The organism is Acidovorax sp. Root219, assembly GCF_001428665.1.
Classification (GTDB): Bacteria; Pseudomonadota; Gammaproteobacteria; order Burkholderiales; family Burkholderiaceae_C; genus Acidovorax.
In genome coordinates, this window is the sequence record NZ_LMIJ01000003.1 from 71281 (window position 1) to 82332 (window position 11052).

Here is an 11052-nt window from a genome sequence, read left to right on the forward strand (position 1 = left end):
TTGTAGAATAAAAAACATCAACTGTTTCTGACTATGGTTTCTACCCCCCTGCATCTGGAACTGGCAGACCGCATCAGCCGCCTCATCCACGAGGACGGCCTGGCGGCCGGTGCGCGCCTCAACGAAAACCAGCTCGCCGAGCGCCTGGGCGTCTCGCGCACGCCGGTGCGTGCTGCGCTCGACCACCTCGCGCAGCAGGGCTTTGCCGAGCGCAAGCCGCACCGCGGGGTGGAGCTGCTGCGCGTGCCGCCCCTGCCCGCCCCCGCCCGCGAGGCGGCCGATGGCAGCGACGAGCTGCTGCGGCGCATTGCCTACGACCGCCAGCACGGCAACCTGGGCGAGTACGTCTCCGAGAAGGAGCTGATGGAGGCCTACGACCTGGGCCGCCCGGCCATCCGCAATGCGCTGGAGCGCCTGGCCGACCTGGGCGCCATCGAGCCCAAGCTCGGCTATGGCTGGCGCTTTGCCACGGGCGCCTGGGACGCTAGCGTGCGCCACGAGAGCTACCGCTACCGCATGGTGATCGAGCCGGCCGCCATCCGCGAGCCCGGCTTTGCGCTGCCGCCCCCCTGGGCGCAGGACATGCGCCGCCAGCACGAGGAGTTTCTGCGCACGCTGTCGGAGGATTCGTCGAGCATCGCCTTCTTCGAGATGAACGCCGCCTTCCACGAGGGCGTGGCCGCCGCATCGGGCAACCGTTTCTTCCATATGGACATCCAGCGCCAGAACCGCCTGCGCCGCCTGTCCAACTACGACTGGAAGTACGGACCCGAGCGCATGCAGGTGAACTGCCGCGAGCACCTGGAGATGCTCGACCGCCTGCAGGCCGGCGACACGGAACTGGCTGCCCTGTTGATGCAGCGCCATCTGGATGTCGCCAGCCGCCTGCGCCCTCCCGGCAAAGCCTGAGCGGGCGCAGTGCGCGAAGGCTTCATGTCGGTGTATTGATTTTTGTTAAAACAAAAAACATAATAGAAGGCATGCAGGGGACGATGCCGCCATGGCGGGCACGCGGCTCCCTGCGCTTCCCTGTGCAGCACCCACCGAAAGCCCCTCATGACTTCCGCCACCCCCTCCAGCCCCCAGAACGACGACGCCTTCTGGCTGCCCTTCACCGCCCAGCGCCAGTTCCAGCAGCAGCCCATGCTGTTCACCGCCGCCCAGGGCATGCACTACACCACCGACGATGGCCGCCAGGTGCTGGACGCCATGGCCGGCCTGTGGTGCTGCAACGCGGGCCACGGCCAGCCGCGCATCACCGAGGCGATCCGCGAGGCCGCGGGTCGCATGGACTTCGTCTCGTCGTTCAAGATGAGCCACCCGGCTGCCTTCACCCTGGCCCGGCGCATCGCCGACCTGGCGCCGGGCGGCATGGACCACGTGTTCTTCACCAACTCGGGCTCCGAGGCGGTGGACACGGCCCTCAAGATCGCGCGCGCCTACCACCAGGCGCGCGGCGATGCGCGCCGCACCCTGCTGGTGGGCCGTGCCAAGGGCTACCACGGCATGGGCTTTGGCGGCCTCTCGGTGGCCGGGCTCGGGCGCCACAAGCGCGACTTCGGCCCGCTGCTGCCCGACACGGCACACCTGCCCCTGCCGTACGACGCCGATGCGCGCTTCTCGCGCGGCCAGCCCGCCACGGGCGCGCACTACGCGAACGCGCTGGAACAGCTGTTCGTGGTGCACGACCCGGCCACCATCGCGGCCGTGATCGTCGAGCCCGTCACCGGCTCGGGCGGTGTGTACCCGCCGCCCGTGGGCTACCTGCAGCGCCTGCGTGAGCTGTGCACGCAGCACGGCATCTTGCTGATCTTCGACGAGGTGATCACCGGCTTTGCGCGCGTGGGCGCCGCCTTCGGGGCCCAGGCCTTCGACGTCACCCCCGACCTGATCTGCTGCGCCAAGGGCATGACCAACGGTGCTGTGCCCATGGGCGGCGTAGTCGTAGGCAACACGGTGTACGACGCGTTCATGCAGGGCTCGACCGGCGCGATCGAGCTGTTCCACGGCTACACCTATTCGGCCCACCCGCTGGCCTGCGCGGCGGGCCTGGCCACGCTCGATGTGCACGAAGAGCTTGGCCTGGCCGCGCGCGTGCAGGCCATGGCCCCGGTGTGGGAGGCCGCGCTGCACGGCCTGCGCGACGCACCGCACGTGGCCGATGTGCGCAACATCGGCCTGCTGGGCGCTGTCGACCTGGCACCCCGCCCAGGCGCTGCCGGCGCGCGTGGCAATGCCGTGCATGCGGCCTGCTTCGAGGCGGGCGTGCTGGTGCGCAACTCGGGCGATACGCTGGTGCTCTCGCCCCCGCTGGTGATCAGCGAGGCACAGATCGGCGAGGTGGTGGACAGCATCCGCACCGCCCTGCGGGCCACCGCCTGAAGCGAGCGCCATGCAGCAGCACCTGAATTTCTACATCGATGGCGCCTGGACGCCCGCGCTGGGCACCCGCACGCAGGACGTCGTGGACCCCTTTACCGAGCAGCCCGTGGCGCGCATTGCGCTGGGCGATGCGCGCGACCTGGACCGCGCCGTGCCGCCGCGCGCCGCGCCTTCCCCGCATGGGCGGCGCACAGCCGCGAGCAGCGACTGGCCGTGCTGCACGCGGTGATTGCCGCCTACGAGCGCCGCATGGACGAGATTGCCATGGCCATCTCACTCGAGATGGGTGCACCTATCACACTGGCCCGCCAGGCCCATGCAGTGGCCGGCCTGTCGCACCTGCGCCAGACCGCAGAGGTGCTGGCGGGCTATGCCTTCGACGAGGTGGTGAACCGCACCCGCGTGGCGCGCGAACCCATCGGCGTGTGCGGCCTGATCACGCCGTGGAACTGGCCCATGAACCAGATCGCCTGCAAGGTGGCGCCCGCGCTGGCCGCGGGCTGCACCGTGGTGCTCAAGCCCAGCGAGACGGCGCCGCTGTCGGCCCTGCTGTTCGCGCAGGTGCTGCACGAAGCGGGCGTGCCACCCGGCGTGTTCAACCTGGTCAACGGCGACGGGCCGGGCGTGGGCGCAGCCATGGCGGCGCATGCGGACATCGACATGGTTTCCTTCACCGGCTCCACGCGCGCCGGCGTGGCCGTGGCCAAGGCGGCGGCCGACACGGTCAAACGCGTGGCGCAGGAACTGGGCGGCAAGTCGCCCTGCATTGTGGTGGACGGCGTGGACCTGCCGGCCACCATACGCCAGGCGGCGCTGCAGTGCTTTCGCAACACCGGGCAGTCGTGCAATGCGCCCACGCGCCTGCTGGTGCCGGGGCACCTGCACGACGCGGCCACGGCCATCGCGGTGGACGTGGCGCAGTCGCTGCGCATGGGCGACCCGCGCGACGCGGCCACCACGCTCGGGCCCGTGGCCAACGCGGTGCAGTACGCCAAGGTGCGCGAGTGCATTGCCAACGGCCTGCACGAAGGGGCCCGACTCGCCACCGGCGGCCTTGCCCGGCCTGCGGGCCTGGACCAGGGCTACTTCGTGCTGCCCACGGTGTTTGCCAATGTGCGCAACACCATGGCCATTGCGCGCGAGGAGATCTTCGGCCCGGTGCTCTGCATCCTGCCGTACGGCACCGAGGAAGAGGCCGTTGCGATCGCCAACGACACGGTCTACGGCCTGTCGGCCTATGTAAGCGCGCCCGACCTGGCCCACGCCCGCCGCATCGCCCGCCGCCTGCGCGCCGGCATGGTGCACCTCAATGGCGCACGGGCCGACCACGCAGCGCCCTTCGGCGGCTACCGGCAGTCGGGCAACGGCCGCGAGTGGGGGCGCATGGGCTTCGAGGAGTACCTGGAGGCCAAGTCCATGTTCGGGTACGAGGAGGAAGTGACCACCCCCTGAGCCGCTTTCGCGCCTCAGGGGGTGCTTCAGCTCATTCCGCGGGCGCGGGCACCGAGTGCAGCATCACCGGGTGGTTGCCGTAGGCGTCCACGCCCTCGATCTGCACGCCAAAGCCCCACAGCCGTGCCACATGCCGCAGCACCTCCTGTGTGCCGTCGGCCAGCGGGCGGCCCTGGTACTGGGTGTGGCGCAAGGTCAGGCTGCGGTCGCCGCGCAGGTTCACATTCCACACCTGGATGTTGGGCTCGCGCGTGCCCAGGTCGTACTGCTGCGACAGCAGTTGGCGCAGGTTGCGGTAGCCGTTTTCGTCGTGGATCTCGCTGACCAGCAGCTCGCTCTGGCGCGTGTCGTCGTGCAGGGCGAACAGGCGCATCTCGCGCATCAGGTGCGGGCTCAGGTACTGGCCGATGAAGCTCTCGTCCTTGAAGTTGCGCATGGCATGGTCGAGCGCGGGCAGCCAGGGGGTGCCGGCGATATCGGGGAACCATTGCCGGTCTTCGGCCGTCGGGTTCTGGCAGATGCGCTGGATGTCGCGGTACATGCCGAAACCCAGTGCGTAGGGGTTGATGCCGCTGTAGGCGCGGTGCCCCACGGGGGGCTGGAAGATGACGTTGGTGTGCGAGCCCAGCCACTCCATCATCACCCCGTCGCTGAGGTAGCCCTCGTCGTACAGCGAATTGAGCAGGGTGTAGTGCCAGAAGGTGGCCCAGCCTTCGTTCATGACCTGGCTCTGGCGCTGGGGGTAGAAATACTGCGCGATCTTGCGCACGATGCGCACGATCTCGCGCTGCCAGGGCTCCAGCAGCGGCGCATGCTTCTCGATGAAGTACAGGATGTTTTCCTGCGGCTCCTGCGGAAAGCGGTTGTGCTCCAGCGCCGCGCCGTCCTTGCCGGGGCGCGTGGGCAGGGTGCGCCACAGGTCGTTGACCTGCTGCTGGGCATAGGCCTCGCGCTGCGCGCGCTCCAGGCGCTCGCGCGCCAGGTTCTTCTTGGAGGGGCGGCGATAGCGGTCCACGCCGAAGTTGGCCAGCGCGTGGCACGAGTCCATGAGCCGCTCCACCTCGTCGAAGCCGTAGCGCTCCTCGCACTGGGCCACGTAGTCCTTGGCGTAGACCAGGTAGTCGATGATGGAGGAGGCGTCCGTCCACATGCGAAACAGGTAGTTGCCCTTGAAGAAGCTGTTGTGCCCGTAGGCGGCATGGGCGATCACCAGGGCCTGCATGGCCGTGGTGTTCTCCTCCATCAGGTAGCTGATGCAGGGGTTGGAGTTGATGACGATCTCGTAGGCCAGGCCCATGTGGCCGCGCCGGTAGCGCCGCTCGGTGGCCAAAAATTCCTTGCCGTAGCTCCAGTGGCGGTAGTTCACCGGCATGCCCACGCTGGAATAGGCATCCATCATCTGCTCGGCGGTGATGACTTCGAGCTGGTTGGGGTAGGTGTCGAGGCCGAAGCGCTCGGCGGTGGCGGCGATCGCCGCGTGGTAGCGCTCGATCAGCTCGAAGGTCCAGTCGCTCGGATCGGGCAATGGCTGCGCGGGTCGCGCCCCGGCGGGCAGGGGCTGCTCGGGCACGGTGCGGTGGCGGCGCTCACCGACGACCGCGGTCTTCCAGGGGTTGTCGCGCAGGCGCCGCTCCAGCACCGGGTACTGGGCCATGTGGTTCATCACTGCACCCCCTCTTTCTTGAAGAGGTCGCGGAACACGGGATAGATGTCGCCCGGCTCGGAGACCTTGCGCATGGCGAAGTGGGAAAACTGCGACTGCAGCTGGCTGTACTCCTCCCACAGGTTCTGCTCTTCCTGGGCCACCTGCACATAGGCAAAGTAGCGCACCAGCGGCAGTATCCGGTCCACCAGCAGGCTGCGGCAATTGCCGCTGTCGTTGGTGAAGTTGTCGCCATCGCTGGCCTGGGCGGCGTAGATGTTCCAGTCCCCCGCAGGGTAACGCGCGCGGATGATCTGGTCGAGCAGCACCAGCGCGCTGCTGACCACCGTGCCGCCGCTCTCGGTGGAGTGAAAGAACTGCTCCTCGCTGACCTCGGCGGCCTGCGTGTGGTGGCGGATGAAGACGATGTCGATCTTCTCGTAGTGCCGCGTGAGGAACAGGTACAGCAGGATGAAAAAGCGCTTGGCCAGGTCCTTGCGCGCCTGGTCCATGGAGCCCGAGACGTCCATCAGGCAGAACATCACCGCCTGGCTGTTGGGCACCGGCACCTGCACGCGGGAGCGAAAGCGCAGGTCGATGGGGTCCAGGTAAGGAATGCGGCCGGTGCGTGCCTTGAGCTCATCGATGCGCAGCCGCAGCGCTGCCGCCTCGTCACTGGCGCCCTGGCCTTCTTCCACCAGGGCATCGAGCTGCACCTGCAGAGCCGCCCGTTCGCGTTGCGCCGACTGGCCCAGCGCGATGCGCCGCCCCAGCGCCCCGCGCATGGTGCGCAGCACCGCCAGGTTGTTGGGAATGCCGTTCTGGCTGTAGCCGGCCCGGCGCGGCTTGTACTTCGGGGTCTCGCCGATGTGCGTGCGCAGCAGGTTGGGCAGCGCCAGGTCCTCGAAGAAGAGCTGCATGAACTCTTCCTTGGTCAGGGTGAAGGTGAAGTCGTCCTCCCCCTCCCCGCTGTCGCTGGCCTGCGAGCCGCCACCGCCCCCCGCCCCGCCCTGGGGCCGCTGGATGCGGTCGCCGCGCACATGCTCCGCGTTGCCCGGGTGCACCATGTCGCGGATGCCGCCCTGGCCATGGTGGAACACCGGCTCGCCGATGTCCTTTTTGGGAATGGTGATGCTCTCGGCCTGCTCGATGTCACGGATGCCGCGCTGCGAAACCGCACGGCGCACGCTCTCGGCGATCTGCTCCTTGAAGCGTCGCACGAAACGTTCGCGGTTACCCACCGATTTGTTCTTGCCGGCGAGCCTGCGGTCGATGATTTGCAATGCCATCCCTTGCCCCCATCATGGGCCAGCGCACCGGTGGGATGCACTGGCAAAACCTTCAAGAGCCTGTTGGCCGCTGCGCTAGCTGCTCTTGCGCACGCGCAGGTACCACTCGCACAGCAGCCGCACCTGCTTGGGCGTATAGCCCTTCTCCACCATGCGGGTGACGAAGTCCTCGTGCTTGCGCGCCTCTTCGGCGCTGCCCTTGGCGTTGAAGCTGATCACGGGCAGCAGCTCTTCGGTGTTGGAGAACATCTTCTTCTCGATCACCAGGCGCAGCTTCTCGTAGCTGGTCCAGCTCGGGTTGTTGCCCTGGTTGTTGGCGCGCGCGCGCAGCACGAAGTTGACGATCTCGTTGCGGAAATCCTTGGGGTTGGCAATGCCCGCCGGCTTCTCGATCTTTTCGAGCTCGGCGTTGAGCGCGCCGCGGTCGAAGACCTCGCCGGTATCGGTGTCGCGGTACTCGTTGTCCTGGATCCAGTAGTCGGCGTAGGTGACGTAGCGGTCGAAGATGTTCTGCCCGTACTCGCTGTAGCTCTCCAGGTAGGCCGTCTGGATCTCCTTGCCGATGAACTCGGCATAGCGCGGCGAGAGGGACTCCTTGATGTAGCTGGTGTACTTGGTTTCCAGCTCGGCAGGGAACTGCTCGCGCTCGATCTGCTGCTCCAGCACGTACATCAGGTGCACCGGGTTAGCCGCCACCTCGGCACTGTCGAAGTTGAACACCTTGGACATGATCTTGAACGCAAAGCGCGTGGAGATGCCGGTCATGCCCTCGTCCACGCCCGCGTAATCGCGGTACTCCTGGTAGCTCTTGGCGCGCGGGTCGGTGTCCTTCAGGCTCTCGCCGTCGTACACCTGCATCTTGCTGAAAATGCTGGAATTCTCGGGCTCCTTCAGGCGCGTGAGGATGGCGAACTGCGACATCATCTTCAGCGTGCCCGGCGCGCACACGGCGTTGCCCAGCGACGATTCGCGGATCAGCTTTTCGTAGATTCGGATCTCCTCGCTCACGCGCAGGCAGTACGGCACCTTGACGATGTAGATGCGGTCCAGGAAGGCCTCGTTGTTCTTGTTGTTGCGAAACGCCTTCCACTCGCTCTCGTTGCTGTGGGCCAGCACCACGCCATCGAACGGGATGGCACCAAAGCCTTCCGTGCCCTTGTAGTTGCTCTCCTGGGTGGCGGTGAGCAGCGGGTGCAGCACCTTGATGGGCGCCTTGAACATCTCCACGAATTCCAGCAGGCCCTGGTTGGCCAGGCACAGGCCGCCGCTGTAGCTGTAGGCGTCGGTGTCGTCCTGGGCGAAGGTTTCGAGCTTGCGGATGTCCACCTTGCCCACGAGACTCGATATGTCCTGGTTGTTCTCGTCGCCCGGCTCGGTCTTGGCAATGCCCACCTGCTTCAGGATGCTGGGGTAGCGCTTGACCACCTTGAACTGGCGGATGTCGCCACCGAACTCCTCAAGCCGCTTGACCGCCCAGGGCGAGAGCACGCGCTGCAGGTAGCGCCGGGGAATGCCGAACTGCTCCTCGAGCACCGGGCCGTCCTCCACCGCGTCGAACAGGCCCAGCGGCGACTCGTTCACCGGCGAGCCCTTGATCGCATAGAACGGCACCTTCTGCATCAGGTACTTGAGCCGCTCGGCAATGGAGCTCTTGCCACCGCCCACCGGGCCCAGCAGGTAGAGGATTTGCTTGCGCTCCTCCAGCCCCTGCGCAGCGTGGCGAAAGAAGCTGACCACCTGCTCGATGGAATCCTCCATGCCGTAGAACTCGGCGAACGCGGGGTAGCGCTTGATCACCTTGTTGGCGAAGAGGCGCGACATGCGCGGATCGTTGCGCGTGTCGACCGTCTCGGGATCCCCAATGGCGGCCAGCATGCGCTGGGCCGCCGTGGCATACGTCATGGGATCACGCTTGCACTCGGCGAGGTACTCGTCGATCGACATTTCTTCTTCACGGCTACGGGCGTAACGCGAGGCGAAATTGCTGATGGCATCCATACGACCTCCTGTGGTGGCACCCTGCGCATGGGTGCCACGGTTTGCAGTGGGAATCGCTAACGGCTCCGGTCCTTTGTAGCACCACGGCCTGCCATTGAACAGGGTAATAGCGCAGGCATGCCGTGCTTTTTTCCAGGGCCATGCACGCTTGGGTAGAGCATGGCACACTGCAGAAAGTTCAGCCGTCATCACCACTGCAAGAGGACCCTGCAGATCAGCACCTGTCACCAGGCGCAGGGCTGGTATTGGCGGGTCGGCCCTGGCCGCCGCCCGCAAGCTTTGGGCAGGGGCCTACCCTTCCTGCTGGTGCGCGCGCATGATCTGGTGGCGCTGCCAGTAGTGGCCAACGGTGGCGTTGAAATCGTCTTTCTCTTTCTTCAGGCCGGCGAGCTTGATCTTGCTGGTCTTGGCGCCAAGGCCCAGGGCATTTTTCTCGGGGTGGGTGACGACGAGCGCATTGCCAAAGCTGCTTTCCTTGAACTCCAGCGCCTTCACGGCATCCCAGAACACAGTGGTGCCGTCGGCCGAGGTGCTGATGCCGTCGACGCTGACCGTCACCGTCTCGCTGCCTTTCAAGGCGAACTGCACCGGCGGAAAATACTGCAGCACCAGCGCGCGCTCCTCGTCGGTGGCGGGCTCGTAGCGGTAGGCTAGGCTGCGTTCGTGGTCAGCGGCAAAGGCCTGCTCGTATTCGCCCCACATGCGCTGCTCGATGGCATCGGCCGTGAGAATCTGCTGCGCCCAGGTGGCAACAGGCGCCCGCGTGACGATGGCGCCATAGGCGCTCTCGGGCAGCTTCACACCCACGGCACGCATGCGCTCGGTCATGGCAGGGTGCGAGTCGAACGGGTGGGGCACGTTGGCGGACTTCATCTCCTGCAGGAAGTCGGCCGATGCGGCATAGGGTGGCAGCCCCTGGGCCACGTAGCTGGCAATGCCCAGCGCGGCGGAATCGTGCTTGCGGTTCTGGCCGAAAAGCTCGCTCTCGATCTTGGAGCGGTACTGCGCATAGGCAGCAATCTTGATCAGCGACTGCGCTATCGCCTCGGGCGAGATGAGCTTGGCGGCAATACGGTCGGCCTTGAACTCGCGCTCACGGCTTTCGCGCGCCAGAGCCACCTCGAAGATCATGCGGTACAGGTCGAGCAGCGGTGCCACCACGGCCGTGAGCCCGCCGGTGCGCATGGCGTGGCGGTAGTGGTCGTACTGGCTGATCTTGGGGCCCAGCAGCGCGCTGCTCTTGGTGTCGCCACCGCGCAGGTGGGCCAGCTCGTGGCCGAAGACGGCATCGGCTTCCGACTGGTCCAAGAGGCGCAGCAAGGGGATGCTCACGAACAGGGTACGCCCCGTGAGCTGCTGGCCACCGACGGTGAGCGGCGCCTCGGTGACGAAGAAGTTGGCGTCGATGCCGGCCACGATGTGCCTGGGCGGCTCGGTCTTGAGGCGGCCCGCCATGTGGCGGATGCGCTTCCACAGCAGCGGCGCATCGGCCTCGGTCACGAGTTCTCCGTCCACACCGTTGCGCAACTGCACGCGCTTGAAGATGCCCTTGACGGCCAAGAACACGCCGCCGGCGACCAGAATCCCCACCAGGATGATGAGCTTGGGCGAATACTTGTGGAAAAAGAAGGCCGTGACCCAGAACGACAGCCACACCGCCAGCGCACCCTGCACCACCAGCGAGGCGGCGCTGGCCCAGGTGGTCAGATGCCAGCCGGTGACGAAGCTGGTGTACTGCATCTTGCGGTCCACAAAGGCCAAGGCGCCCAGGCCCAGCACCGCCACCAGCAGCACTGCGCCGGCCACCATGCTCCAAAGCGAGACCTTGCGCACCAGGTTGAACTGCCACAGCTCGCCATAGGTCTCGCACATGGCCTCGCGGTAATCCGCCACCTGAGGGCTCTTGTTGGTGCAGATCGTGGACGGCGGGTTGGCCCGGTAGAAGTCTTTTTGCGCCTGCTTCTCGGCCGCGGGCATGCCCTTTTCGGCGTCGATGCGCTGGCTGATGCGGGTGATGAACTGAGCGTCCTCATCGCGCTGCGCATAGCCGGTGAACAGGTAGGCCGCCAGCGGGATCAGGAACAGCGAGAGCAGCGAATAGGCAAAGACCTTGGCCAGGCCCACGCGCAGGGCAGATGCAATGTTCATACGGGAAGCGGATTGTTTGGTATGGTTTTTCCGGCCATGGAGCCTGGGCGTTGGCACGCAACACCCCTTTCCTCACTCCATCGCGGCGGATTATCGGCAAACATCTGCTTTCCGCCAGTCGCACAAGGTAACAATTCGATA

Annotated in this window: 6 protein-coding genes and 1 pseudogene; 3 read left to right on the forward strand and 4 right to left on the reverse strand. The window is 66.3% G+C overall.

Annotated elements, in window-relative coordinates; genetic code table 11:
* Positions 1-33: 33 nt before the first annotated feature.
* The 3 genes and pseudogenes from ASE28_RS03245 (at position 34) to ASE28_RS03255 (ending at position 3834) form a co-directional block, all read left to right on the forward strand.
* Positions 34-909, forward strand: coding sequence for a GntR family transcriptional regulator (locus ASE28_RS03245; RefSeq protein ID WP_057264644.1), 876 nt, complete (start codon positions 34-36; stop codon positions 907-909).
* A 147-nt stretch (positions 910-1056) separates the two neighbouring features.
* The gene (locus ASE28_RS03250; protein ID WP_057264646.1) at positions 1057-2382 is read left to right on the forward strand and encodes an aspartate aminotransferase family protein; all 1326 of its coding nucleotides are present in this window, start codon (positions 1057-1059) and stop codon (positions 2380-2382) included.
* Positions 2383-2392: 10 nt separating this feature from the next.
* A pseudogene (locus tag ASE28_RS03255) lies at positions 2393-3834 on the forward strand (aldehyde dehydrogenase family protein).
* A 31-nt stretch (positions 3835-3865) separates the two neighbouring features.
* Here the strand turns inward: ASE28_RS03255 and ASE28_RS03260 are convergent.
* The 4 genes from ASE28_RS03260 to ASE28_RS03275 form a co-directional block, all read right to left on the reverse strand.
* Positions 3866-5488, reverse strand: a complete 1623-nt coding sequence (locus tag ASE28_RS03260; RefSeq protein ID WP_369818117.1) for a SpoVR family protein — start codon at positions 5486-5488, stop codon at positions 3866-3868.
* 8 nt (positions 5489-5496) lie between these two features.
* On the reverse strand, positions 5497-6765 hold the full coding sequence (locus ASE28_RS03265; protein ID WP_057264649.1) for a YeaH/YhbH family protein: 1269 nt from the start codon (positions 6763-6765) through the stop codon (positions 5497-5499).
* Positions 6766-6840: 75 nt separating this feature from the next.
* Positions 6841-8763 carry a PrkA family serine protein kinase gene (locus ASE28_RS03270; protein WP_057201290.1) on the reverse strand — a complete coding sequence of 641 codons (1923 nt, stop codon included), beginning with the start codon at positions 8761-8763 and terminating at the stop codon, positions 6841-6843.
* A 291-nt stretch (positions 8764-9054) separates the two neighbouring features.
* Positions 9055-10911, reverse strand: a complete 1857-nt coding sequence (locus ASE28_RS03275; RefSeq protein ID WP_057264652.1) for a M48 family metallopeptidase — start codon at positions 10909-10911, stop codon at positions 9055-9057.
* Between the last annotated feature and the right edge of the window lie 141 nt (positions 10912-11052).

Excerpts from the sequence above, each read along its gene's own strand:
- ASE28_RS03245 (WP_057264644.1), top strand. The coding sequence starts at position 34 with ATGGTTTCTACCCCCCTGCATCTGGAACTGGCAGACCGCATCAGCCGC.
- ASE28_RS03250 (WP_057264646.1), top strand. The coding sequence starts at position 1,057 with ATGACTTCCGCCACCCCCTCCAGCCCCCAGAACGACGACGCCTTCTGG.
- ASE28_RS03260 (WP_369818117.1), bottom strand. The coding sequence starts at position 5,488 with ATGGCCCAGTACCCGGTGCTGGAGCGGCGCCTGCGCGACAACCCCTGG.
- ASE28_RS03265 (WP_057264649.1), bottom strand. The coding sequence starts at position 6,765 with ATGGCATTGCAAATCATCGACCGCAGGCTCGCCGGCAAGAACAAATCG.
- ASE28_RS03270 (WP_057201290.1), bottom strand. The coding sequence starts at position 8,763 with ATGGATGCCATCAGCAATTTCGCCTCGCGTTACGCCCGTAGCCGTGAA.
- ASE28_RS03275 (WP_057264652.1), bottom strand. The coding sequence starts at position 10,911 with ATGAACATTGCATCTGCCCTGCGCGTGGGCCTGGCCAAGGTCTTTGCC.